This window comes from Sphingobium agrisoli (assembly GCF_041877245.1).
Classification (GTDB): Bacteria; Pseudomonadota; Alphaproteobacteria; order Sphingomonadales; family Sphingomonadaceae; genus Sphingobium.
This window is the reverse complement of the sequence record NZ_JBHDJI010000002.1, coordinates 123,298-147,788: the sequence shown is the minus strand read 5'-3', so window position 1 is coordinate 147,788 and position 24,491 is coordinate 123,298. Positions and strand designations below refer to the sequence as shown.

General features: G+C 66.1%; 24 protein-coding genes. 14 read left to right on the top strand and 10 right to left on the bottom strand.

Annotation, left to right across the window (positions count from 1 at the left end):
* Positions 1 to 23: 23 nt before the first annotated feature.
* From ACETPF_RS05010 to queE, 6 genes are all read left to right on the top strand, one after another.
* On the top strand, positions 24 to 1,220 hold the full coding sequence (locus ACETPF_RS05010) for an aspartate aminotransferase family protein (RefSeq protein WP_373933209.1): 1,197 nt from the start codon (positions 24 to 26) through the stop codon (positions 1,218 to 1,220).
* Between the two features lie 108 nt (positions 1,221 to 1,328).
* Positions 1,329 to 2,258 carry an ornithine carbamoyltransferase gene (gene argF, locus ACETPF_RS05005; protein WP_373933208.1) on the top strand — a complete coding sequence of 310 codons (930 nt, stop codon included), beginning with the start codon at positions 1,329 to 1,331 and terminating at the stop codon, positions 2,256 to 2,258.
* 46 nt (positions 2,259 to 2,304) lie between these two features.
* Entirely contained in the window at positions 2,305 to 3,264 is a 960-nt protein-coding gene (gene hslO / locus ACETPF_RS05000; RefSeq protein WP_373933207.1) for an Hsp33 family molecular chaperone HslO, read from the top strand.
* Between the two features lie 132 nt (positions 3,265 to 3,396).
* Positions 3,397 to 3,801, top strand: a complete 405-nt coding sequence (locus ACETPF_RS04995; RefSeq protein WP_373933206.1) for a DUF3617 domain-containing protein — start codon at positions 3,397 to 3,399, stop codon at positions 3,799 to 3,801.
* A 38-nt stretch (positions 3,802 to 3,839) separates the two neighbouring features.
* The gene (gene queC, locus ACETPF_RS04990; protein ID WP_373933205.1) at positions 3,840 to 4,535 is read left to right on the top strand and encodes a 7-cyano-7-deazaguanine synthase QueC; all 696 of its coding nucleotides are present in this window, start codon (positions 3,840 to 3,842) and stop codon (positions 4,533 to 4,535) included.
* A 13-nt stretch (positions 4,536 to 4,548) separates the two neighbouring features.
* On the top strand, positions 4,549 to 5,196 hold the full coding sequence (gene queE / locus ACETPF_RS04985) for a 7-carboxy-7-deazaguanine synthase (protein WP_373933204.1): 648 nt from the start codon (positions 4,549 to 4,551) through the stop codon (positions 5,194 to 5,196).
* A gap of 4 nt (positions 5,197 to 5,200) precedes the next feature.
* On the opposite strand, the gene ACETPF_RS04980 is transcribed toward queE, so the two are convergent.
* The 3 genes from ACETPF_RS04980 to lipB all read right to left on the bottom strand — a co-directional run bounded on the left by ACETPF_RS04980 (position 5,201) and on the right by lipB (position 6,979).
* Complete coding sequence (locus ACETPF_RS04980; protein WP_373933514.1) at positions 5,201 to 5,854, bottom strand: hypothetical protein; 654 nt, start codon at positions 5,852 to 5,854, stop codon at positions 5,201 to 5,203.
* A gap of 106 nt (positions 5,855 to 5,960) precedes the next feature.
* Positions 5,961 to 6,227 carry a hypothetical protein gene (locus ACETPF_RS04975; RefSeq protein WP_373933203.1) on the bottom strand — a complete coding sequence of 89 codons (267 nt, stop codon included), beginning with the start codon at positions 6,225 to 6,227 and terminating at the stop codon, positions 5,961 to 5,963.
* 56 nt (positions 6,228 to 6,283) lie between these two features.
* Positions 6,284 to 6,979, bottom strand: coding sequence for a lipoyl(octanoyl) transferase LipB (lipB, locus tag ACETPF_RS04970; protein ID WP_373933202.1), 696 nt, complete (start codon positions 6,977 to 6,979; stop codon positions 6,284 to 6,286).
* 78 nt (positions 6,980 to 7,057) lie between these two features.
* On the opposite strand from lipB, the gene ACETPF_RS04965 reads away from it, so the two are divergent.
* Positions 7,058 to 7,849, top strand: a complete 792-nt coding sequence (locus ACETPF_RS04965; protein WP_373933201.1) for a DUF7847 domain-containing protein — start codon at positions 7,058 to 7,060, stop codon at positions 7,847 to 7,849.
* Between the two features lie 17 nt (positions 7,850 to 7,866).
* Here ACETPF_RS04965 and ACETPF_RS04960 read toward each other — a convergent pair whose 3' ends face one another.
* Together ACETPF_RS04960 and hemF are read right to left on the bottom strand one after the other, a co-directional pair.
* Positions 7,867 to 8,451, bottom strand: a complete 585-nt coding sequence (locus tag ACETPF_RS04960; RefSeq protein WP_373933200.1) for a GNAT family N-acetyltransferase — start codon at positions 8,449 to 8,451, stop codon at positions 7,867 to 7,869.
* Positions 8,451 to 9,311, bottom strand: a complete 861-nt coding sequence (hemF, locus tag ACETPF_RS04955; protein ID WP_373933199.1) for an oxygen-dependent coproporphyrinogen oxidase — start codon at positions 9,309 to 9,311, stop codon at positions 8,451 to 8,453. The genes ACETPF_RS04960 and hemF overlap by 1 nt, the downstream gene beginning before the upstream one ends.
* A gap of 153 nt (positions 9,312 to 9,464) precedes the next feature.
* Here hemF and ACETPF_RS04950 point away from each other — a divergent pair, with 153 nt between their 5' ends.
* Positions 9,465 to 10,349, top strand: coding sequence for an FkbM family methyltransferase (locus ACETPF_RS04950; protein WP_373933198.1), 885 nt, complete (start codon positions 9,465 to 9,467; stop codon positions 10,347 to 10,349).
* A gap of 14 nt (positions 10,350 to 10,363) precedes the next feature.
* On the opposite strand, the gene ACETPF_RS04945 is transcribed toward ACETPF_RS04950, so the two are convergent.
* Positions 10,364 to 10,822 carry a tRNA (cytidine(34)-2'-O)-methyltransferase gene (locus ACETPF_RS04945; protein WP_373933197.1) on the bottom strand — a complete coding sequence of 153 codons (459 nt, stop codon included), beginning with the start codon at positions 10,820 to 10,822 and terminating at the stop codon, positions 10,364 to 10,366.
* Between the two features lie 203 nt (positions 10,823 to 11,025).
* On the opposite strand from ACETPF_RS04945, the gene petA reads away from it, so the two are divergent.
* From petA to ACETPF_RS04925, 4 genes are all read left to right on the top strand, one after another.
* Positions 11,026 to 11,592: a ubiquinol-cytochrome c reductase iron-sulfur subunit gene (petA, locus tag ACETPF_RS04940; protein ID WP_373933196.1), complete on the top strand. Its 567-nt coding sequence runs from the start codon at positions 11,026 to 11,028 to the stop codon at positions 11,590 to 11,592.
* An 11-nt stretch (positions 11,593 to 11,603) separates the two neighbouring features.
* Positions 11,604 to 12,923 carry a cytochrome b gene (locus ACETPF_RS04935; protein ID WP_373933195.1) on the top strand — a complete coding sequence of 440 codons (1,320 nt, stop codon included), beginning with the start codon at positions 11,604 to 11,606 and terminating at the stop codon, positions 12,921 to 12,923.
* 14 nt (positions 12,924 to 12,937) lie between these two features.
* Positions 12,938 to 13,786, top strand: coding sequence for a cytochrome c1 (locus ACETPF_RS04930; protein ID WP_373933194.1), 849 nt, complete (start codon positions 12,938 to 12,940; stop codon positions 13,784 to 13,786).
* 82 nt (positions 13,787 to 13,868) lie between these two features.
* A complete protein-coding gene (locus ACETPF_RS04925; protein WP_373933193.1) occupies positions 13,869 to 14,405 on the top strand; it encodes an adenine phosphoribosyltransferase in 537 nt (178 codons plus the stop codon).
* Positions 14,406 to 14,591: 186 nt separating this feature from the next.
* Here ACETPF_RS04925 and ACETPF_RS04920 read toward each other — a convergent pair whose 3' ends face one another.
* The 4 genes from ACETPF_RS04920 to ACETPF_RS04905 all read right to left on the bottom strand — a co-directional run bounded on the left by ACETPF_RS04920 (position 14,592) and on the right by ACETPF_RS04905 (position 22,029).
* Positions 14,592 to 15,215 (bottom strand): 5'-methylthioadenosine/S-adenosylhomocysteine nucleosidase, encoded by a 624-nt coding sequence (locus ACETPF_RS04920; protein WP_373933192.1) that lies wholly within the window; start codon positions 15,213 to 15,215, stop codon positions 14,592 to 14,594.
* Positions 15,216 to 15,724: 509 nt separating this feature from the next.
* On the bottom strand, positions 15,725 to 17,992 hold the full coding sequence (locus ACETPF_RS04915) for a beta-glucosidase (RefSeq protein WP_373933191.1): 2,268 nt from the start codon (positions 17,990 to 17,992) through the stop codon (positions 15,725 to 15,727).
* The gene (locus tag ACETPF_RS04910) at positions 17,992 to 19,542 is read right to left on the bottom strand and encodes a tryptophan halogenase family protein (RefSeq protein ID WP_373933190.1); all 1,551 of its coding nucleotides are present in this window, start codon (positions 19,540 to 19,542) and stop codon (positions 17,992 to 17,994) included. Before ACETPF_RS04910 ends, ACETPF_RS04915 begins: the two co-directional genes overlap by 1 nt.
* 24 nt (positions 19,543 to 19,566) lie before the next feature.
* A complete protein-coding gene (locus ACETPF_RS04905; RefSeq protein WP_373933189.1) occupies positions 19,567 to 22,029 on the bottom strand; it encodes a TonB-dependent receptor in 2,463 nt (820 codons plus the stop codon).
* A 152-nt stretch (positions 22,030 to 22,181) separates the two neighbouring features.
* On the opposite strand from ACETPF_RS04905, the gene ACETPF_RS04900 reads away from it, so the two are divergent.
* Both ACETPF_RS04900 and ACETPF_RS04895 read left to right on the top strand, forming a co-directional pair.
* Positions 22,182 to 23,438: an MFS transporter gene (locus ACETPF_RS04900; protein ID WP_373933188.1), complete on the top strand. Its 1,257-nt coding sequence runs from the start codon at positions 22,182 to 22,184 to the stop codon at positions 23,436 to 23,438.
* A complete protein-coding gene (locus tag ACETPF_RS04895; RefSeq protein ID WP_373933187.1) occupies positions 23,435 to 24,487 on the top strand; it encodes a LacI family DNA-binding transcriptional regulator in 1,053 nt (350 codons plus the stop codon). Before ACETPF_RS04900 ends, ACETPF_RS04895 begins: the two co-directional genes overlap by 4 nt.
* Positions 24,488 to 24,491: the final 4 nt, after the last annotated feature.

Genomic DNA, 24,491 nt, shown 5'->3' with positions numbered 1-24,491 from the left:
ACCACATGCGAAAGGGAAGGCCCATGTCGATTACGCCGCTCATGCCCGTTTACCCCCGGTGCGATGTGCGTCCGGTGCGAGGCGAGGGTTGTTACCTGATCGGGGAGCGCGGCGAGCGCTATCTGGATTTCGCGAGCGGGATCGCGGTCAACCTGCTAGGTCATGGGCACCCGAAGCTGGTCAAGGCGATCGCCGACCAAGCGGCGACGCTGATGCACACGTCCAATCTCTACGGGATGCCGCTGGGCGAGACATTCGCGCAACGCCTCGTGGACAACACGTTCGCCGACACCGTCTTCTTCACCAATTCGGGGGCGGAAGCGGTCGAGTGCGCGATCAAGTCCGCGCGCCGTTATCACTATGCCAATGGCGAGGCGCACCGGCACAAGATCATCAGCTTCGACAACGCCTTCCACGGGCGGACGCTGGGGACGATCTCAGCCACGAGCCAGCCGAAGATGCGCGACGGGTTCGAGCCGCTGCTGCCCGGTTTCCAGGTGGTGCCGTTCAACGATCTCGACGCAGCGACCGCCGCCGTCGATGACAATACCGCCGGCTTCCTGCTGGAGCCCGTGCAGGGCGAGGGCGGCGTGACGCCGGCGACGCAGGAATTCCTGAAGGGCCTGCGCGCGCTGTGCGACGAGAAGGGGCTGCTGCTGATCCTGGACGAGGTGCAGTGCGGCTATGCCCGCACCGGCACCTTCTTCGCCCATGACCAATATGGCGTGACGCCGGATATCATGGCGGTGGCCAAGGGGATCGGCGCGGGCTTCCCGCTCGGCGCCTGCCTTGCGACGGAGGAAGCGGCGAAGGGCATGGTGTTCGGCACGCATGGTTCGACCTATGGCGGCAACCCGCTCGCCATGGCGGCGGGCCTTGCCGTGCTGGACGAAGTGCTGAGCGACGGGTTCCTGGACCATGTGCAGGCGATGGGCGCGCGGCTGCGATCGTCGCTCGAGCAGCTCATCCCCAATCATGACGGCATGTTCGAGGATGTGCGTGGCATGGGGCTGATGCTCGGCATCCGCATGAATGACGCCTATGACGCGCGCGGTTTCGTCGCGCATCTGCGGGACCATCATGGCCTGCTGGCGGTGTCGGCGGGGCAGAATGTGGTTCGCATCCTGCCGCCGCTCGTCATCGAGGAAAGCCATATCGCCGAAGCCATCGAGAAGATTTCCGCCGGTGCGCGGAGTTTTTCCGAGGCGAAGGCGGCCTAGGGTATTCATTCCTGCTCCGGCCTTGAGCCGGAGCCCAGGGTCGACTTGCGCAATCTCGCCCTGGGCTCCTGCTTTCGCAGGAGCACGGCATTTGTTTGAGGGCATAGCATGCCAAAGCATTTCCTGAACCTCACCGATGCGGGCGGCGACGCCATCGCCGCGATGATCGCCGACGCCATCGACCGGAAGGCCGCGCGGGCGGGCAGGCCCAAGGGCGCGGCGGATGCCGACGCGCCGCTCGCCGGCCATACGCTGGCGATGATCTTCGAGAAGAATTCGACGCGTACCCGCGTGTCGTTCGACATGGCGATCCGCCAGCTCGGCGGCACGTCGCTGATCCTCGACGGCGCGACCAGCCAGCTTGGGCGCGGGGAGAGCATCGCCGATACGGCGCGCGTTCTGTCGCGCATGGTCGACGCGATCATGATCCGCACCGACGATCATGCCAAGATTGAGGAAATGGCGCATCACGCGACCGTTCCGGTCATCAATGGCCTGACTGACCTGTCGCACCCGTGCCAGATCGTCGCCGACCTGCTGACTGTGGTGGAGCATGGAGTGGCGCTGCCGGGCAGCCAGTGGGCGTGGCTCGGCGATGGCAATAATGTGCTCCATTCGATCATCGAGGCGGCGGGCCTCATGAAGTTCGACGTGCGCGTGGGCGTGCCGCAGGGCTATGATCCCGATCCCGCCTTTGCCAATGCGGCGCGCGCCGGGGGGGCCACGATCACCCTGACCCGCGATGCTGCGCAAGCGGTAGCGGGCGCGGACGTCGTTGTCACCGACACCTGGATTTCGATGGGCCAAGCCCATGCCGAAGAGAAGCTGGCGGCGATGATGCCCTACCAGGTCACGCCCGACCTGATGGCCCAGGCCAAGCGGCAAGCGAAGTTCCTCCATTGCCTTCCCGCCCATCGCGGTGAGGAAGTGGTGGAAGCGGTGATCGATGGCCCGCAGTCGCTGATCTGGGACGAGGCGGAGAACCGCATCCATGCCCAGAAGTCGGTGCTGCTCTGGGCGCTGGGGCGGCTCGGTTGAGATTTCGGGCGGGCTTCCTATCTAGGCGGCCTGCCCGCATCGCTGGATGCTCAAACCTGTTCCGGTGGTCCCGCCACCGGACGACCGGAGCCGTGACGTGAACTCTGCCCCCCATCTCGACCAGGCCCTTGGTTTCACCATCACCGAGCGTCATGCGCGCGGCCGGCTGGTGCGGCTGGGGCCGGTGCTGGACGAGGTGCTGGCCGCCCATGCCTATCCGCCCGCGATCGAGCGGCTGCTGGCGTCGGCGCTGGTGCTCGCCGCCCTGCTCGGCAGCACGCTCAAGGGCGAGGGCGGCCAGCTGACCTTGCAGGCCCAGACCGAGAATGGCGTCGTGCGCCTGCTGGTTGCCGATTACAAGAATGGCGCGCTGCGCGGCTATGCCCAGTTCGACGCCGACCGTTTGGCGGAGCTGGGGCCGGACCCGTCGCTGTTCGGGCTGTTCGGCAAGGGCTATCTCGCCATCACCTTCGACCAGGCCGTTACCGGCGAGCGCTATCAGGGGATCGTGCCGCTGGAGGGCGAATCGCTGGCGGACGCGGCGGAGCATTATTTCTTTCAGTCGGAGCAGATACCGAGCCTCATCCGCATTGCCACCCATCATGGCGCGGACGGGCGCTGCATCGCGGCCGGACTGCTGCTCCAGCATCTGCCCGAGGGCGAGGTGGGGCGCGAGCGGCTGCATGTCCGCCACGATCACCCGGAATGGGAGCATGTGCAGGTGCTGGCCGAAACGCTGAAAGGCGAGGAGCTGACCGATCCCGACCTGCCGCTGCCCGACATCCTTTGGCGATTGTTCCATGAGGAAGAGGAAGTGCGCGTCACAGAAACCGCGCCGCTGGCGAAAGGATGCCGCTGCGACCTGGCCCATATCCGCGATGTCATTGGCCGCTTCCCGGCAGACCAGCGCGCCGACATGGCCGACGAACAGGGGGTGATCGCGGTCGATTGCGCCTTTTGCGCGCGCATCTTCCCGATCGCGCTGGACAGCTTCGTCACCCATTGAAGTCGGCCGGTTGGTTAACGAAATTTGTAATTGAGGCAGGCCGCGCCTTTTCCGCTATGAAGCTGCCGCAATTGTAAGGCAGCAGGCGGGCTGACGGCGGGTGATGCTGCCGGCAATGTGGGGCTTATCGAAATGACGGGATTTGCGCGTGCATCGGGCGCCGCGATGGCGTTGTTCATGGCGGCGAGTGCCGGGGCGGCGAACGCGCCTGCGCCGGTGGCGCTGGCGGCGCTGGAGCCGGGCCAATGGGAATTGCGTGGCCGGGGCGAGGGGACGGAAACGCAGAAATTATGCGTAACCGACCTGCGCCAGCTGCTCCAGGTGCGGCACGGCAAGGCGCTGTGCCGCAGCTTCACCGTCAGCGACAGCCCCCATGCGGTGTCGGTCACCTATGATTGCGCGGGCGCGGGCAATGGCCGCACCGACCTGCGCGTCGAAACCTCGCGGCTGGTGCAGATACGCACCCAGGGCGTGGCTGGCGGCGCGCCCTTCGCCATCGCGGCCGAGGCGCGGCGCGTCGGCGCCTGTGCGGGGTGAACCTTGCGCTCCCCCGGCAGGAGCGGTAGCGCGGCGCCATGGTTGCCAACAATAATGGAAAATTCGCCGTCGTGCTGCTTTCGGGCGGGCTCGACTCCATGGTGGCGGGTGGGCTGGCGCGCGAAGCGGGCTATCGCATCCTCGCTTTGTCGATCGACTATAATCAGCGGCATCGGGTCGAACTGCGCGCCGCCGCGCGCGTCGCCGAATCGCTTAACGCCATCCGTCACATCGTGCTGCCGCTCGACCTCACCGCTTTCGGCGGGTCGGCGCTGACCGCCGACATCGCCGTGCCGAAAACGGGCGTGGGCAGCGACATTCCGGTCACCTATGTGCCGGCGCGCAACACCATCTTCCTGTCGCTGACGCTGGGGCTGGCCGAGGTGGCGGGCGCGAGCGACATCTATATCGGGGTCAATGCGCTCGACTATTCGGGCTATCCCGATTGCCGGCCCGAGTTCATCGACGCCTTCCAGAAGATGGCGACGCTGGCCACCAAAGCGGGGGTGGAGGGGCATCCGATCCGCATCAACACGCCGCTGCAATATATGAGCAAGGCCGACATCGTGCGCGAAGCCGACCGGCTGGGCCTGGACGCGGGGGTGAGCTGGTCCTGCTACGACCCGAGGCCGGATGGCAAGCATTGCGGCCTGTGCGACAGCTGCCGGCTGCGCTCCAAGGGGTTCGAGGAAGCCGGCATCCCCGATCCCACCGTTTACGCGACGCGGCCCTGAAAGGCGGCAGGCGATGAGCTATGCGGTCAAGGAGATGTTTCTGACGCTTCAGGGCGAGGGGGTGCAGGCCGGGCGGCGCGCGGTGTTCCTGCGCTTTGCCGGGTGCAATTTGTGGAGCGGGCGCGAGCAGGATCGCGCGACTGCCATCTGCCGCTTCTGTGACACCGATTTCGTCGGCACCGATGGCCTGGGCGGTGGGCGCTTCGCCGATGCGGACGCTCTGGCCGACGCGGCGCTGGGCTTCTGGGGCGACGGCGCGGAGGAGCGCTATATCGTGCTGACCGGCGGCGAGCCGATGTTGCAGGTGGACGATGCGCTGGTCGACGCGCTCCATGCCCGCGGCTTCACCATCGCGATCGAGAGCAACGGGACGATTGCGGCGCATCCGGGGATCGACTGGGTCTGCATCAGTCCCAAGGCGGGGAGTGCGGTCGTCCAGCAGTCGGGCGACGAGCTGAAGCTGGTCTGGCCGCAGCCGGGCGGCGGGCACAGCCTGGCGCAAGTGGACGCGATGGCGGGATGGGCCTTCTCCCATCATCTGATTCAGCCGCTCGATGACGCCCATGCCGCTGACAATGCCCGCGCCGCCATCGCGCTCGTCATGGACCGGCCGCAATGGCGGCTGACGGTACAGGCGCATAAATATCTGGGGTTGCGTTAGGCCGTCAGGGTTTGATGCCGACCCGCTCATTGTAAGCCTGCTGGCAAACCGGCAGGAGCGCGCCCTTCTTCCAGCATTTGGGGTCGAAGGAGGGGAGGGCCAGCGTATAGTCGTAGCCGGGCGTGCCATAATATTGCTCGCCGGCCGCGACGGTCGACTTCCTGATCGATCCCAGCCCCTTGCGCGCGACATCGTGCAGCGTGCCGCGATCGGCGAAGATCGCGTCGCGGCCGACCTTTGCCGACAGCTGGCAGAAGCCTTTCTGCGCCTGCACCGTCGAATAGCTGGAATAGATGCGGGTATTATACATGTCGGAGGCAGACTGGCCCGCCTTGCCCTTCCCCACGGTGCGCTGGAAATAGGCCAGGATCGTCGCCTGCGCGGCGTCCAGTTCCGCGTCATGATGGGCGATCATGGCATTATAGTTGCTGGTGGTGAGCAGGGTCGGATCGAAATCGCACTGGAGCGCGGCGACATTGAGCGCGGCGCGCAGGTTCCAGGCGAGACCGGCCTTGATCTCGTCCGCGGTCGCGCCCGGCATGCCGAGCGCGGTCGCCGCGGCGGCGTCGGTCAGCGGGGGGGCGCTGAAGTCGGGCGGCGACCAGAAGAATTGCGCCACGGCGGGTTGCGCCGAAAGGGCGGCGGCGGCCAGCGCCATGGCGGCAGCGCGACGCAGAGGGAGAGGAAGACGGGTCACTAATGCCTCTTTGACATGCGCGGGGCGGGCATCGATGCAGTCGCGCCGCTGTATCGCTGCTGAATGCTTATTGGTCGGCGACGACTTCGGCGTCGGCGGCCGGCTTTTCCTCGGCGGGTCTGGGCGCGCTGCTGTTGCCTGACGCATTGCCGGGCAGGGCGACGGCGGTGCCTTCGCTCTGGACGCCGTCGAGATCGGTCATGGCGTCGGTCGCGGTGCCGTCCACCACTTCCATATCCTTCATCTGCACCTTGGTGCTGCCCTCGTCCTTTCCGCCACAGGCGGCGAGGGGCAGACAGGCAGCGATCAGCGCGACGGCAAAGGGAAGGCGCATCCGGGTCTCCTAGCAATATGCCCGGCAGCCCCCGCCCGGCCAATGAAGCGCGGAACCTAGCGAGGCGCGGCGCAACTCTCAAGTCCCCCGCCGCAGCGGCCCAGCCGCCCGAGAAAGGCGGGGAAATGCGCTGCAAGCGCAGCGTCCAGCGCCGGCATGGAGGCGTTGCCGCCCAATGCTGCGATGCTGGTGACGGGATATTCGCTGATGCCGCAGGGCACGATGCCGCCGAAATGGGAAAGGTCGGGATCGACGTTGATCGAAAAGCCGTGTAGCGTCACCCAGCGGCGGACCCGGATGCCGAGCGCGCCGATCTTCGCCTCGCGTCCCTGCGCGTCGTCGGTCCAGATGCCGATGCGCCCTTCCGCCCGCCGCGCCGGGACGCCTACGTCGGCGAGCGCCTCGATCATCCAGCCTTCGAGATGTTGGACGAAGTTGCGGACATCCTTGCCGCGCGCGCCCAAGTCGATGTTGAGATAGCCGATGCGCTGGCCCGGCCCGTGATAGGTGTAGCGCCCGCCGCGTCCGGCGTCGAACACCGGGAAGCGGCGGTCGATCAGTTCGGCCGGATCGGCGCTGGTGCCGGCGGTGTAGAGCGGGGGATGTTCGAGCAGCCAGACGCGCTCGCCCGCCTCGCCCGCATGGATGGCGGCGGCGCGCGCCTCCATGTCGGCGAGCGCGTGCGGATAATCGACCGGCGCTTGATCGACCCGCCATTCGACGGCGGCGGGAAAGGGCGGGGAGGCGGTCATGCGGTTTCCTTGACTTGGGCGCGGCGAGCGATCAAGTCTCGGCCCGCATTTCCCGACAACAAAGCAGGCAGCAAAGATATGGCGACGATGTCGATCGGCAAGGCGTGGGAGGAAACGGTCGCCTTCGTCGCGCGCGAAGCGTCGCTGCTGTTTCCGGTGGTGCTGCTGTTCGTGGCGCTGCCCGGCCTCATCCTTCAGGAGATGACCCCGCCAGAGTTGCAGGCCTGGTTCGCGAAGCCGAATATGGATGCGATCCCTGCCATGCCGCCGGGTTTTGGGCTTGCGATGCTGCTGACGATCGTCCTCATCTGGTTCGGGTCGCTGGCGCTGTTCGCGCTGGCGCTGCGGCCGGGGATCAGCGTCGGGGAAGCCTTGAGGCTCAGCCTCGCGCGGCTGCCGGTGCTGCTGGGTACGGCGGCGCTGGTGGTCGCCGCGTTGGTGATCGGGGTGATCGCGATCGCGCTGGTCGGCGGGCTTGTCGCCTCGCTGTCTAAGGCGGCCGGTGCGCTGATCGGGCTGATCGCGGGCGCGGCGGCGATCGGCGGGATGATCTATGCCAGCATCCGGCTGGTGCTGCTCAATCCTGTGGTGATCGACGGACAGTCGGGAGTGATGGAGTCGCTCCGCCGTGCCTGGGCGCTGACGCGGGGACATTTCTGGCGGCTGCTGGCCTTTTTCATCGTCATCATGCTGCTGTCGGCGGTGGCGGGCTCGGCCGCGCAGTTGGTGTTCGGCCTGCTCGGTAGCCTTGTCGGCGGGCCGGATGGCGCGCGGCTGGCTGGCGGCATAGCGAGCGCGGTCGTGTCCAGCATCGTGCAGGTATATATGCTGGTGATGCTGGCGCGGCTGTATCGTCAGGCGGCGGGCTGAACTATTCCAGCATCATTTTATTCGAGGACTGGGGCGTGCGGGGCGGCGTCGCGGGGCAGGATGCCGGCGAGGCGCGGATCGGCGAAGGTTTCGACTTCGCGCGCGAAAGGCACGAAGCCCGATTTTACATAGAAGCCGATCGCGGCGGGGCTGTCGAGGGTGCAGGTGTGGACCCAGAAGCGCTCCACCCCCTTGCGCCAGGCCAAAGCCTTCGCCTGCGCCATCAGCCAGCGCCCGAGCCCCTTGCCGGTGAGTTCGGGGACAAGGCCGAAGAAACTCAGTTCGCAGTCGGGGAGTGCGCGGAAATCCAGTTCGAGCAGGCCCAGCTCCGTGCCGCGCGGGTCGGTGACGGCATAGACCTCCACGGCAGGATCCTGGAGGATCGCGGCCAGCGCATCGTCCGCCATCACCAGCCGGGAGAACCAGAGCCAGGGTTCGCCGACGCGGCGGAACAGGGTGCGGTAGGCGGCAAGATCGGGCGTCTTCCACGGCACGAGTCGCAGCGGGGCGGGCGGGATCGGCGCGGGACGAGGGCGTTCGCGCATTTCCAGATGGGTGACGATGGTCGCCACCATGCCCGGCTCGACCGGCGTCAGCGGCATCAGTTCCAGCTCGCCATTGGCGGCAGGCTCATCAGGATCGCGTCGATATTGCCGCCGGTTTTGAGCCCGAAGAGCGTGCCGCGATCATGCACCAGATTGAATTCGGCATAGCGCCCGCGCCATTCGAGCATCGTCGCGTAATCGGCGTCGGTCCATGGTTCGCCCATGCGGCGGCGGACGATCGGCGGGAAGGCGTCGAGGAACGCATCTCCGACGGCGCGGGTGAAGGCGAAATTGGCGTCGAACGCAGCATCGTCAGGGCATTCGAGATGATCGTAGAAAATGCCGCCGACGCCCCGATGCACGCCGCGATGCGGGATGAAGAAATAGTCGTCGGCCCATGCCTTGAAGCGCGGATAATGGTCCGGGTCATGGGCGTCGCAGGCGGCTTTGAGCACGGCATGGAAATGGGCGGCGTCCTCGTCCCGCGGGAGTGGAGGGTTCAAATCCGCGCCGCCGCCGAACCAGCTTTTGGTGGTGACGAGATAGCGCGTGTTCATATGGACGGCGGGGACATGGGGGTTCGCCATATGCGCGACCAGGCTGATGCCCGTGGCGAAGAAGCTGGGGTCGTCCGCCGCGCCATGGATGGTTTGGGCGAATTGGGGCGCGAACTGGCCGCCGACGGTCGAGACGTTGACGCCGACCTTCTCGAATATCTTGCCCTTCATCACGCCGCGCACGCCGCCGCCCCCTTCGCCGGGTTCCTGTCCTTCGGCTTCGCGATCCCAGGCGATATAGTCGAACGTCGCGTCGCTCCCGGCCTCTCGCTCGATCGCCTCGAACTCGGCGCAGATGCGGTCGCGCAGCGATTCGAACCAGGCGCGGGCGGCCTGCTGGCGGGGGTCGAGGTGGAGCATGGCGCTTTTCCGTGGTGACAGGACAGAGCGGGCGATGCCCGCCGCTGCGCCAAGTTGCAAGAGGGGCGGGGCGGCGTCGGACAATCTGTCATTGACGCTCCGGCCGCCTTCTGGTCCTAGGAGGGCCTGCCGCAAGAGGAGAGGGCCGCACCGATGATCCAATGGCTCGCCCGGCTGCGGCACTGGCTCCGCCCCACTTTGCTGGGCCGCCGGCAGTTGTTCGCCATGCTGCGGCGGGGTGACCGCTTCGTCACCAAGCATCGCGTCCGGGCGCTTTGCCGCACCGTCAGCATCGGCGAGCGGCTGGCGGTGACGCGGGTGCTGGGGCGGTACAAGATGTATGTCGACCCCAGCGACTATGCGATCTCGGTCCATCTGATGATGGACGGCTATTGGGAATTATGGCTGTCGGAAGAGATCGCGCGGACGGTGAAGCCCGGCATGGTCGCGGCCGATGTGGGCGCCAATCTTGGCTATTTCACGATGCTGATGGCGGACCTGGTGGGGCCGTCGGGCAGGGTGCTGTCGTTCGAGCCCAATCCGCAGGTCGCGGGGCTGCTGCGGCGGAGCCTGCACGCCAACGGGTTCGAGCCGATCGTGGCGCTGGAGCCCGATCCCCTTGGGAGCGACAGCGGATCGCCGGTGACGCTCTACTGCCATCCCGATCAGGCGGGCGGCGGGTTCGTGACGACCGTGCCGCATGAGGGCTTTGGCCTGGCGGTGCCGCTGACCATAAGGCGGTTCGACGAACATCCCGACGCGATGCGGGTCGCCTTCGTCAAGATCGACGCGGAGGGCAGCGAGCCGGCGATCTGGGAGGGGATGTCGCGGATGCTGGCGGGCGATGCGCTGCGGACGGTGGCGCTGGAATGGGCCTCCTGCCGCTATCCCGATCCGGCCGCTTTCCTCGACCGGCTGCTCGCGCCCGGTTTCTCGCTGGCGCGGATCGACATGACGACGGGCGTGATCCCGGCGACCCGAGACGCGCTGCTGGCCGCGCATCCCGAAGAGGAATGGATGCTGCTGCTGCGGCGGTGACCCGCGCGAATCGCTTAGCCGGGAAAGCCGTTCGTCTGGCGCAGCGCTTCGGCGACGGCGATGCCGGTCGAGACCGCCACGTTGAGCGAGCGGAAGCCCGGCGCCATGGGTATGCGGATGCGGATATCGGCCATGTCGCGGACCTCGACCGGGACGCCGGCGCTTTCCGATCCCATCAGCAGCACGTCATTCGCCAGGAACCGCACCTCCGGCAGCCGCTGCGAGGCGTGGGCGCTCAGCAGCAGCAGGCGGCGGCCTTCCGCACGCCGCACTGCGTCAAAAGCCGCGAAATTGGCGTGGCGGGTGACATCCGCCGCCGCGCCATAATCCATCGCCGCACGTTTCAGCCGCGCGTCGGAGAAGGCGAATCCGGTCGGCATGATGATGTCCACCGGCACGGCAAAGCAGGCGGCGAGGCGCAGGATGGCGCCGACATTGCCGGCGATTTCGGGCTGGTACAGGGCGATACGCATGGCCGCGCCATAGGCGATGGACGCCTTTTGTAACAGTGGGGGCAAGATTGCGGTTGGCAAAGCGCGCGCTTCCCGGTTATCAGGCCCCCGATCCGCGCCGGAGGGGGAAGGCGGGGCGCTGCGGCGCACCCTAAATCCCTTGAAAATCACAGTCGGTCCCGGCAATGCGGTGTGTCAGGGAAGTCTTGCAAGGGTAGAGGTGCATGGCGAGCGTTGAGCATAGTGACGGGCAGGCTCTTTCCGGCGGGGAAGGGGTGCGCCGCCGCGACTTCATCAATGTGGCGGCGGTCAGCTTCGCCGGCGTCGGCGCCGCCGTCGTCGCGCTGCCCCTCATCAACCAGATGAACCCCAGCGCCGACGTGCTGGCGCTGGCATCGACCGAGGTCGACCTGTCGGCGATCCAGCCGGGGCAGGCGATCAAGACCACCTTCCGGTCGCAGCCCCTGTTCGTGCGGCAGCTGACGCCCAAGGAAATCGCCGAGGCCGACAAGGTCGACGCCTCCACGCTGCGCGATCCGCAGACGCTGGAAGAGCGCACCGTCGACGGCAAGAAGCAGTGGCTGGTCACCATGGGCGTGTGCACGCACCTGGGCTGCGTGCCGCTGGGCGCGGGCGAGGGCGAGAACAAGGGCGAGTTCGGTGGCTATTTCTGCCCTTGCCACGGGTCGTCCTACGACACCGCCGCCCGCATCCGTAAAGGGCCTGCGCCCAAGAATCTGGAAGTGCCGAAGTACAGCTTCACTTCCGACACCGCCATTCTCGTGGGCTGAGGGGGACCGTCATGAGCTTTCCATGGGCTGAACATTATACCCCCAAGCATCCGGTGATGCAGTGGGTCGACGAGAAGCTGCCGCTGCCGCGCCTCGTCTATAACGCGATCGGCGCGGGCTATCCGGTGCCGCGCAACCTCAACTATTTCTGGAATTTCGGCGTGCTCGCGGGCCTCGCCCTGGTGATCCAGATCGTCACCGGCGTCATCATGGCGATGCACTATGGCGCGAACGACCTGGTCGCGTTCGGCACCGTCGAGCAGACGATGCGCGACGTGAACGCGGGCTGGCTGATGCGCTACGCCCACGCCAATGGCGCGAGCTTCTTCTTCATCGTCGTCTATCTCCACATCTTCCGCGGCCTGTTCTACGGATCGTACAAGGCACCGCGCGAGATGGTGTGGCTGCTCGGCCTCGTCATCTTCCTCCTCATGATGGCGACCGCTTTCATGGGCTATGTGCTGCCCTGGGGGCAGATGTCCTACTGGGGCGCGAAGGTCATCACCGGCCTGTTCGGCGCGATCCCCGTGGTGGGCGAGCCGATCCAGACCTGGCTGCTGGGCGGTTTCGCGCCGGGCAACGCGTCGCTCAACCGCTTCTTCTCGCTTCACTTCCTGCTCCCCTTCGTGATTGCGGGTGTCATCATCCTGCACATCTGGGCGCTGCATATTCCGGGCAGCTCGAACCCGACCGGCGTGGACGTGAAGGGGCCGCAGGACACGGTGCCGTTCCACCCCTATTACACCGCCAAGGACGGCTTCGGGGTCGGCGTGTTCCTGATCCTCTTCTCGATCATGCTGTTCTACGCGCCCAATTATCTGGGCCACCCCGACAACTATATCGAGGCGAACCCGCTGTCGACGCCGGCGCATATCGTGCCCGAATGGTATTTCTGGCCGTTCTACGCGATCCTGCGCGCCTTCACCGTTGACTTCTTCTTCGTGCCGGCGAAGCTGCTGGGCGTGCTGGCGATGTTCGCGTCGATCCTGCTGCTCTTCTTCCTGCCCTGGCTCGACACGTCGCCAGTGCGGTCGGGCAATTACCGCCCGACCTTCAAGAAGTTCTTCTGGATCCTGATCATCGACGTGCTGATCCTGGGCTATTGCGGCGGCGCGCCGGCGGAAGAGCCCTATGTCATGATCAGCCAGGTCGCCGCGGCCTATTATTTCGCGCACTTCCTGATCGTCCTGCCGCTGATCTCGCGCTTCGAGAAGCCGTTGCCGCTGCCGGGATCGATCACGGAATCGGTGCTTAATCGCCACAACATAAAAGGCGAAGAGGATGCGCTGCCCGGCATGGGCGCCGATCCGCAGCCTTCGAACGCCGGTTAAGGGGGAACAGGATAATGGTTCGCATCGGCGCATTTCTCGTCGGCCTTTTCTTCGCGGGCTGGCTGCTGATCTCCTTCCTGGTGGGCGCGGTGGCCTATGTCTCCGAGCCGCCGCAGCCGACGGTGGAGCATGAGTTCCACCTGGCGCCCAAGCATGTCAGCTTCTCGTTCGACGGCCCCTTCGGCAAATATGACCAGCGGCAGTTGCAGCGCGGTTTCCAGGTCTTCAAGGAAGTCTGCTCGGCCTGTCACAGCCTGAAGTTCGTGGCGTTCCGCGACTTGGAAGCGCTGGGCTATAACGAGGCGGAAGTGAAGGCGATCGCCAAGCAGTGGGCGATCAAGACCCCCGACGTCGATCCCAAGACGGGCGAGGTCGCGGGCCGCGATCCGGTGCCGGCCGATCACTTCCCCAAGCCCTTCGCGAACAATGTCGCGGCGGCGGCGGCGAACAACAATGCGATCCCGCCCGACCTGTCGCTGATGACCAAGGCGCGGCACCATGGGTCGGCCTATGTCTATTCGCTGCTGACCGGCTTCCAGCCGCAGCCCGCGGAATTGCTGAAGGAATTCCCGGACGCCAAGACGCCCGAGGGGCTGCACTACAACCCCTATTTCGCCAACCTGAACCTTGCCATGGCGCCGCCGCTGACGGCCGATGGCCAGGTGACCTATGGCGACGGGACGAAGGCTACGGTCGACCAGATGGCGCAGGACGTGTCGGCCTTTCTCACCTGGACCGCCGAGCCCAAGCTGGAGAATCGCCGCGCGGCGGGTCTGGCGACGCTGATCTTCCTCGCGATCGCCACGGCGCTGGCCTACATGGCCTACCAGAATATCTGGGCGGAAAAGAAGAAGCCGGCCTGAGCCGCGCTTTCCCGCTCAAGACGGACGCATTGGGGCGCGGCATCCTTGAGGAGGCCGCGCCCTTTGCGTATGAAGGCGCGATATGAGCAGCGACAGCCTGACCGCCCTGGTCCGCACCATCCCGGACTTTCCGAAGCCCGGCATCCTGTTCCGCGACATCACCACCTTGCTGGCCGATGGCGCGGGATTGCGCGAGTTGGTGGGGCAGATGGCCGACATCGCCCGCCCGCTCGACCCGGACCTGATCGTCGGGATCGAGGCGCGCGGCTTCATCCTGGGGGCGGCGCTCGCGGCGGTGCTGGGCAAGGGGTTCGTGCCGGTCCGCAAGAAGGGCAAGCTGCCCGGCAAGACGGTCGGCATCGACTATGTGCTGGAATATGGCACCGACCGGCTGGAACTGCACGAAGGGCAGGTGCCGACCGGCGCGCGGGTGCTGCTGGTGGACGATCTGATCGCGACCGGGGCCACAGCGATCGCCGCGGCGCAGCTGCTCCGCGAGCAGGGGGCGAGCGTGCTCATGGCGCTGTTCGGCATCGACTTGCCCGACCTGGGCGGCATGGCGGCGCTGGAGGCGGAAGGCGTGGCGGCGCGGGCGATCATGGCGTTCGAGGGGCATTGAGGGCGCTGCGGCGCGCGGGCGAATTGTACAGCGATCTGTACAGCAGATTCGTATGTTTGTGATTTTCCTATCTGTAAGGTATTGAATTCAGGCTTCTTATTTTGCGGGTGCAGGAGACTGTTCGCCGCAGTCTGTAGGAGAATAGGATTTTTGGGTTCGTCCTCTTGTTTGAGGGGAGATGATGAATCAGCCGAGGATAAGCGCCGGCTCCAACCCATCCACCGCCGCCGCCAGCCGTTCGTCGATCAGGCCGAGCAGTTCCATCCAGCTGTGGATATGGGCAAGCTCGCCCGGCCCGTCCGACACGCCGCGCAGGCCCATCAGCGGCACGCCGAAGCGGGCGCAGGCGCGGGCAACGGCAAAGGTCTCCATATCCACCAAGTCGGCGTCGATCGCGGCATAGTCGTCGCCGCCCACGACATCCGCGCCGGTCGAGAGGCGCGCCAAGGGAAGCGCGAGCGGGGTGACGAGCGGCAGGTCGACGGGATGATCCACGAAGGGCGTCACCCCCTTCGTAAAGCCGAGGCGCGAGGCGTCCATGTCGCGCCAGGAAACGCTGGCGATCTGGAAGATTTGCCCCAGCGGGCAAATGCGCGACCCCGCCGAGCCCAAGCATATGGCAAGGTCGGGCAGCGCGTCGGCGCGGGCGAGATCGGCCAGCGTCACGCCCGTGGCGAGCGCCGCCTCGACCGGGCCGACGCCCGTCAGCAACGGGGTGAAGCGGGCGCGCAGATGCGGCCCATATTCCGCCTCCACCGCCATGATGAAGAGGATGCGCTTTCCGCCGATCGTCTCGCATGGCACGGTCACTGGCTGTTTTCCCTGATGGTTGGCGAAGGCGCCACCATTTAAAATGACCCGTGCGTCCTGAGTAGTCCCTTCGAGTGCCTGCAAGGATGGCGTAGCGACGGACCAGCGCCGCGCGGATGCTTCGATACTTGAGCAGGTCGGATCGTCCGGGGGACGACCCTGACCCGCTCAACTTCGACTTCGCTCAGCTCTGCTCGGCACGAACGGAGTGGTTCAGATCGGCCCCACTTTTTGCGGGGAAGAAAGTCCGTGGCGCCTACCGATCTCGATCAGCGCAGGTCGATATGGCGCACCGGAACATAGGAAAAGCCCGCTGCTTCAGCGCGAAGCGGCGGGCTTTGTCATGGTGGGAGTGGCAAGGATTGGCCTTGCGGTCGGCGCTGAGCGCAAGGCGGTGATGGGCGAGAAGCGCCGCAAGGACATGACAATCCCGGAAGATGGTGCATGGCGGCAGCCGGAGCCTTGCCCGCCAGGAGCAGCCTCGTCCATCGATCACACAAATGGCGGGCCTATGGCCGCAATGTCATGCCTTTCAGCGTCGCCTTGCCTTCCAGCGCAGCGTCGCCAGCGAAATGGCCTATACGCAAGCGGTAGGCGCCGGCGTCCAATTTCCAGCCGGGGGCGGCTTCATCGAAGCGGGCGATGACGCGGGGATCGACCGTCAGCGAGACATGACCCGTCTCGCCTGGCTGAAGCCGCAGCTTCTGGAAGCCCGCCAGCCTGTAGGCCCTGGTTCCGGCAGCGCTCATAGCCTCCACATAGAGCTGTGGCACATCGGCGCCTGCGCGCTTGCCGCTATTGGTGACATCGAAGTCCACGACCAGCCTGTCGCCGCCCTTCACGCGCAGGTTAGCGTAGTCGAAGCGGGTGTAGGTGAGGCCGTAGCCGAAGGGAAACAGCGGCTTGCGCTGCGTGGCGGCATACCAGCGATAGCCGACATCCGCGCCTTCCTTATAGTCGACCGCGAAAGGGGCAACCCCGCCGCTCATGCCATAAACCGTCTTGTCACCGGCGTCGCGTCGCGCATCGGCTGCGCGCAGTTCAGCAAGGCCCAGCGGTTCGGGCCGGGGTGCCTGATCGGCGCTGACCGGGAAGGTGATGGGCAGCCGTCCTGAAGGATCGACTTCGCCCAAGAGGATGTTGGCGATCGCCTCGCCGCCGCGCTGGCCGGGATACCAGGCCTGCAATATCGCCGGCACGCGATCGATCCAGGGCATCAGCACCGGGCCGCCGCTTTCGACCACGACCAGCGTCTTTCCGTTCGCGCCGGCGACCGCGTCGATCAGGGCATCCTGATTGTCGGGCAGGGCCATGCTTTCGGGATCCTGCGCTTCGGTCCGCCATGCCCATGCGAAAACGATGGCCATGTCCGCGCCGCGCGCGGCAGCGGCCGCCGCGACCGGATCGCTGCCGTCGACATAGGTGACATCGGCCTGCGGCGCGAGCGCGCGGATGGCTTTCAGCGGGGAGGAGGCGTGCCAGGTGATGCGGGCGAAGGAGGCGGCGGCCCCCTTCGTCAGCGGGATTTCGACCGGCGCGCCGCCGACCGAGCGGACCTGCGACGATCCGCCGCCAGACAGCACGCCGACATCGGCGTGCCCGCCGATCAGCACGATCTTCTTCGCCGACTTGGCGAGGGGGAGGAGGTTGCCGTCATTCTTGAGGAGGACGATGCCTTCCTCCGCGGCGCGCTGTGCCACCTGGGCGTTGGCGGCATAATCGATCGGTTGCGCGCTGTCGGGCACAGGGTGATCCATCAGGCCGCTGTCGATGACGCCGAAGAGGATGCGGCGGACCATGTCGTCGAGCCGGGCCATCGGGATGCGTCCGGCCTTCACCGCGTCGGCGAATGCCTTGTCGAAGAACATCTGGTCGTCCAGTTCCTGGCCCGAGTCCTGGTCGAGGCCGGTGATCGCCGCCTTCTCCGTCGAATGGACGGCGCCCCAGTCGGACATGACCCAGCCCTTATAGCCCCAGTCCCGCTTCAGAACCGTGTTGAGCAGCCAGTCATTTTCGCAGGCATAGTCGCCATTCACCTTGTTATAGGCGCACATATAGGAGCCGGGTCGGCCGATTTCGGTTGCGATCTGGAAGGCGAGCAGGTCGCTTTCGCGCAGTTCCGCTTTGCCGATGCGGGCGTCGAGCACGGTGCGGCCGGTCTCCTGCGAATTCAGCGCAAAATGTTTGATCGTCGAGACGATATGGTTGCTCTGCACCCCCTTGATATGTTCACCCGCCATCACCCCGGCGAGCCATGGATCTTCGCCCAGATATTCGAAATTGCGACCAGCCCACGGATCGCGGGTCAGGTTGACGCCGCCCGCCAGCAGGATGTTGAAGGTCTTGGCGCGCGCCTCCGCGCCGATCATCGCACCGCCTTCATAGGCAAGCTGCGGATTGAAGGTCGCGGCCGTCGCGATGCTGGCGGGCAGGGCGGTGGCGACATCGCCCTTGCGCTGTTCGATCTGGTTGGCGACGCCGAGGCTGGCATCGCTTTCCCGCAGGGTAGGAATGCCGAGGCGCGGGATGCCGGGAATGTGGCCGGCCGACGGGATCATGCTGATCGGCGGAACGGGCTTTGCCAGCGGCGGGAAATAGCCGTGGATGAGCTGCAGCTTCTCATCCAGCGTCATGGCCCTGACCAGAGCGTCCGCGCGCGACTGCGACGCCTGCTGCGTGTCGGCCGCAGGCGCGGTCTGCGCGTGCGCGGTCAGGGTGGGAAAGGCGACCGCTGTCATCAGGGCTGCGATCAGGACGGTTTTGTTGGACAGGCGCATCAATTCACCTTGGCTGGATAGGAAGAGGCTTGGCGGCGATAATGGTCGAGCAGGGCGCGATGATCGGGAAGCGCGGCGCAGGCGCCGGCATGGGCGGCGCGCACCCTGGCGAAGGTCGAGCGCGCCTCCGCCGCGGTGGTATGGCCGGTGGGATGGGCCGGCAGTCGGGTCGCAAAGTTCATGCCGTAGAGGATATAATGGTAGCTGGGCGGCAGGAATGTTTCGAGGTCGACCAGGAAATCGAAGCGCGACGGCGGCCGATAGCGCCACTGGGCGAGCATGTCCCGCAGCGGTTCCGGAACAGAGGCAGGATCGGCATTGTCGCGCCAATAGGCTGTGTCCGTCCGGCGGGTGATGCAGTAGTGCAGCTTCAGGAAATGCACGATCCGCTCGAACCGGCCGGCCATCAGGCGGTTGAAGCTGCGCGCGGCGGCATCCCGCGCGGCGCGGTCCCCCGGCACCAGAAAGTCGCCGATCTTCTTGAGCGCCGCTTCGATCAGCATGATGCCGGTCGATTCCAGCGGTTCGAAAAATCCCGCCGACAGGCCGACCGCCACGCAATTCCCGATCCATTGGGTGTCGCGATAGCCGCATTCGAAGGTCAGGAGGCGCGGGGCGAGGCTGCCGTCCTTTGCGCCCACATAGGCGTGGAGGGTGGCGCTCGCTTCTTCGTCCGACGCATGGCCGCTGGAATAGACATAGCCGACGCCGCGCCGTCCGCTCAGGCCGATGTCCCAGGTCCATCCCGCATCATGCGCGGTGGCGAGCGTGTAGGGGCGCACCGGCGCGTCGGGCGCTGGGTAGGGCACCTGCACCGCCAAGGCGCGATCGTTGAACAGGGCGGACGCGCAGGAGGTGAAGCGGGCGCCCAGCTCTCGGCCGATCAGCAGCGCGCGGAAGCCCGAACAATCGAGGAAGAAGTCGCCCTCCACCCTGCGGCCATCCTCCAGCACAAGGGCCGCTATGTCGCCGTCCGCCGCGCGCTCCACGCGCGAGACCGTGCCTTCGATCCGGTTGACGCCCGCGGCAATCGATATGTCGCGCATATAGGCCGCGAAGCGCGGCGCGTCGAAATGATAGGCGTAGTTCATGGGACCGGAAAAGTCCGCGTCGCCGGGACGCTTGGGGCCGCGCCCGGCGCGGATCACCTGTTCCTGCACCGTGACCGCATCCGCCCAGGCGGGGCGGCGCGGGTCCGCGTCGGCGATCCAGTGCGGCAGCAGCGCCTCATCGTCGCCGCCCACCGGCAGGTTGAACGGATGGAAATAGCTGTCGGTCCCGGTGGACCATCCTTCGAACAGGACGCCCTGCTTGAAGGTCGCGTCGGCGCGAACCAGAAATTCGGCCTCGCTGATCCCCAGTGCCGCCAGGGTCGTGCGTATGGTGGGAAAAGTGCCTTCCCCCACGCCGATGATGCCGATGTCGCCGGATTCGACCAGCGTGACGTCGGGCATCTTCAGCGCGCGGGAAAGCCAGGCGGCGGCCAGCCATCCGGCCGTGCCGCCGCCCAGTATGACGATCCGAGGGGGAGAGGGGAGGTCGGTCGTCATGGATAGGCCCCCGGCTTCAGCCGATCAGAAATTGGCCCGAGCGCGAACGCCCCAGGTCCGGGGCGGCTGAAGGTTGGACAGGAACACCGGTTCGTAGCGGGGCGCGCCGAACGCCCCCGCGCCGGTGCGGATGCGGCCGTTTTCGATGTTCTGGACGAAGGCCTCCACCGAATAATTCTGGTCCGCGCTGGTGAAGCGGATCGACGCGTCGGACCGGAAATAGGCCTTCTGCCGATCCCAGTCGGTGCCATTGGTGCCACGGTCGGGCATGTTGTCTGCCGGCAGGTTGGCGTTCACGAACGGGTTGGCGTCGCCGTTGAAATAGCTCAGCCAGCTCTTCGTTTCATAATGGGTCGTGAAGCGCGGCGTGATCCGCGCGCCGCTCGCCAGCTCGAAATCATGTTCGTAGCTGAGGGTGGCGGAGAAGCGCGGCGCATGCGCCAGCTCGTTGCCCTTCAGCTCCACGATCGACGACGCCTTGCCGCCGTCATAGAGCCGCCCGTCGACGCTTTGCAGTTCATCGAGCTTGGTCTTCTGGACCGTCGCCGACAGCTGGACGCGGTCATTGTCGGTGAAGTTGGCATTGAGTTCGCCTTCCAGACCATAGGCCTTGGCGCCTTGCGCATTCTGGGTGACGATCTGGCTGCGAACGACATTGCCGGCCGCGTCGCGGAAGGTGACGGCCTGGTTGACCTGGTAACCCTTGAAGTCCGAATAATAGGCGGCAAGGTTCAGTGTCACGCGGCGGTCGAGCAGGCGCGTCTTGATGCCGACTTCATAGTTGGTCAGCGTTTCCGGATCGGTCAGGCCGGCATTGTCCTGGATGTTGCCCGACTTGAAGCCGGTCGAGATGCTGGCATAGCCGAGCGTGTCCGGCGCCAAGTCCGCGTCGACGCGGGCGAGGTAGGTCAGCTTGTCCCACTTGCCCTTCACGTCATTGTTCGAGATCGAGAAGCCCGGCAGCAGGGCCACCAGTTCCGCGGCGGTCGCATTGGGATAGGCGCCGAAGATGCCGCCGGTGCACGCGCCGCCCGGCGCGCGGTCCGCAACAGTGCAGCCTTCGCCCGAGAATGTGACGTTGCGGCCGCCGATATCTTCTTTCTTGTCAGACGTGTAGCGAAGGCCGCCGGTGACGCGCAGCCAGTCGGTGGCGTGCCAGACGGCCTGACCGAAGACGGCGCGGCTGTCGATCTGGCGGTTGGCCTGGATGAAGCTGCCGGCCCAGCTGAACGTGCCGTCGCGATAGCCGTTGCGCTGATCGATGTCGAAGCGGATGCGGTTCTTTTCATGGCTGTAATAGGCGCCCAAGATCCAGTCGAGATCCTGCTCGCCGGTCGACTTCAGCTGGATTTCGTGGCTCTGGAAATCATAGCGCGACGAGAGCGTCCGGTTTTCGTTGAAGGCGCCCAGCGGCAGGTCGTTGCCGTCCGCGTCCCGCTGGCCGGTGGGGGGCAGCGCACCTGCGTCCGCGTCGGTCCGGGTCGATCCGCCGATCCGCGACCAGCCGGCGATGTAGCTCAGCTGCACGCCATCGGTAATGTCATAGTTCATGGTGCTGCGCACCGCGACCGAGTAGCGGTCGGTATCGGGGGCCGTGTCGCTCAGGGTCGACCAGCGCTTGGTGCCGGGGCGCGGTGTCTGGAGCAGGCCGATCACCGGCGCGCCGGTATCGAGGAAGCCTTCGGCCGACAGGTTCCAGCTGAACCGGTCGCTCGGCTGCCATAGCATCGATACGCGTCCGGACTGCTGGTCAGCGGCATAATATTTCTTGCCGGAGGTGACGAAGGCCGACCGGTTGATGCCGGGGATGTTCGGGGCGGGCTGGTAGTCGGCATAGCCGTCATGGCGATCGCTGACGAAGGCGACCCGGAAGGCGAGCGTGTCCGTGACCGGGATGTTGATCGCGCCGCGCACGCCGAAGCGGTCGTAATTGCCGGCGGTGAATTCCACATTGCCCTCGAACGCGCCCAGCTTGGGCTTGGCCGAGATGAGGCTGAGCGCGCCGACAGTGGCGTTCCGGCCGAACAGGGTGCCCTGCGGTCCGCGCAGCACTTCCACCCGTTCCATATCGTACATCAGGACGGACGCGCCCTGCGAGCGCGGGGAATAGATGCCGTCGACATAGATGGCGACCTCAGGGTCGGCGACTTCGGTATAGGCGCTGTCGTTGCCGATGCCGCGCAGAGTCAACAGCACGGCGGACTGATCGCCCTGCTGGTTGAACTGAAGCGACGGCACGAACCGGGCGAGGTCCGTCACGTCCTTGACGCCGTTCTTCGTCAGCGTGTCCTGGTTGAAGGCCGATATCGCGATCGGCGTGGATTGCAGGCTGGTTTCGCGGCGGGTTGCGGTGACGATGATGTCGCCGCCGGCATCAACCTGAGGCTCTTGCGGAGCCGTGGCCGGCGCGGTCTGCGCCTGCGCGGCCGAAACGGAAACAAGACATGCTGCGAGCGCCGTGCTCGCGACAAGTGCGCGCCTTTTCATGACTATCCTCCCGAAAACATAATTGCTTCTCGGGCGCCTATTCGGATGATCTGACATCGTTGTCAAGGCGTGTTTGACATCGATGTCAGACGCTGTGTTTTTTGTGCATCACCATCTTCCCGCGCGAGGGAAAAGAATGCCATGATGGCGTCATGACGGATCATGGGGAAGGAATGCAGCCGCTGTCGGCGGAAGAGGTTGCGACCCGGTTGTTCCGGCTGTCGATAGGCGTCTTCTTCATCGGCGGGTTCCTGAGCGCTTCGATCAGCCTGCTGGTGCCGCAGCTCAAGTCGGTGCTGCAGCTGGACTATCACAGCGCCATGTTGATCCAGTTGGCGTTCCATTCCAGCTATCTGCTGTTCGCGCTACCTGCCGCGCTGACGATTGTCCGCGTGGGCTATATGCGCGCGATCTGCGTGGGGCTGTCGATCATGGCGGCTGGCTGTCTTGCCGTGGTGGTGACGCAGAGTATCGCTCGTTTTTCGCTGTTGCTGGCTGCCTTGTTGCTGGTGTCGGCCGGGCAGACGGTGTTGCAGATCGCCGCGAATACCGTGGTCACGATCATCGGCCCTTCCCGGCGCGCGGCATCGCGCCTCACCCTGCTCCAGGGGTTCAACTCGCTCGGCACAGTGCTCGGTCCGTTGACCAGCGCGCCGTTCCTGCTGGCGGACATCCGGCCGGGTGAGGCGGGCGCCATCACCGCGTCCACGCCCTTCATCGCGACAGGCTGCGTATTGGCGTTGCTGGCGCTGGCCTATTTCCGGCACGGCGCATTGCTGCGTCACCGGGAGCCGGGTGGACATCGCCTGCCCGACGGGTGGGGGAGGCAGATATTTTCCATCCTGGCCGACCGCCGCCTGCTATGGGGAAGCATCGCCATCTTCGTCTATGTCGGGGCGGAGGTGACCATCGGCACATTGATGACCAACATCCGCATGCTGCCACAGCGGCTTGCGCTGGATCCTGTGAATGCGGGCCGGCTCGTCAGTCTCTATTGGGCAGGCGCGATGGTGGGCCGGTTCGCCGGGTCGTGGATGATGGCACGCATATCGGAGGGCACGCTGCTGTTCCTGGCTGCGCTGGGCGCCATCCTGCTGACGGGGGCCGCAATCGTCCTGCCGGGTGTGGCGGGATCGGCCGCGCTGATCGCGATCGGCCTGTGCAACGCGATCATGTACCCGGTCATCTATGCGATGGCGTTGCCGCAGGACAGCCGGCTCGCGCCGCTCGCTTCCATGTGGCTGTGCATGGCCGTCGTCGGCGGGGCCATTATTCCCCTGCTCACCGGCGCCGCGGCCGATGCTGTCGGTTTGTTGCAGGCGCTGGCGCTGCCGGCCGCCTGCTATGCCGTGATTGCGCTCTTCGCGCTTTTAAGCCGAGCGCCAAGGGGAGAGGCGGGACAAGCATGATCACCATCAAGGATGTCGCCGCCAGGGCGGGCGTGTCGCCCAAGACGGTGTCCCGCGTCATCAACGGTGAAGCCTATGTCCGGCCAGAAGTGCGCGCGTCGGTCGAACGGGTCGTCGCCGAGCTTAATTATCGGCCGAACGCCTTCGCCCGCAGCCTTTCGGGTTCCAGATCCTATCTGATCGGCCTGTTCATCGACGATCCGGCGTCGGGCTATGCGGCCGACCTGCAGCATGGGGCGATGATGCGGTGCCGCGACCGAAGCTATCATCTGGTGGTCGAGCCGGTGGACCTCAGCCAGCCGGACTGGGACGCGCGGGTTCGAGAAGGCGTCGCTGCGCTCCGGCTGGATGGGGCGATCGTCGCGCCGCCAATCTGTGATGAGCCGGCTTTAACGCGCCTTTTCGAAGAGCTGGGCTTGCCGATCGTCCTGGTGGCGCCCAGCGTCGTGCCGCCCTCTTCAGGCACGGTGCACATGGACGATCTGGGCGCAGCGCGAGACATGACGGAGCATCTGATCGGGCTGGGCCATCGAACCATCGGCTTCGTGCAGGGGCCATCCCATCACCGCGCCTCCGCCAGACGCGAGGAAGGATTTCGGCAGGCGATGGCGCGCGCCGGGATCGACGTCGACGACAGCCTGATCTTGCGCGGCGACTTTGCGCTGCGGACCGGCCTGGAGCTAGGCGAGTGCCTCCTGTCGCGCGCGAACCCGCCCACGGCCATCTTCGCCGCCAATGACGACATGGCTCTGGGCGTGCTCATCACCGCCATGAAGCGCGGAATTCCGGTGCCCGATGCCCTGTCGATCTGCGGCTTCGACGATGCGCCGTCTTCGCGGGCGGCCTGGCCCCAGCTCACCACCGTGCGTCAGCCCAAGGCCGAGATGGCGGCGGCGGCGGTCGATATCCTGGTCAGCGCGCGACTGAGGACCAGTCCCGCTGACCCGGACGCCCATCCGCTGCTGCCGTATCAACTGATCTTTCGCGACAGCACGGGGGCGGCGGCCTGTACGCCTCCCTGTCGACATCATGATGCGGATGCGGCCTGACGTC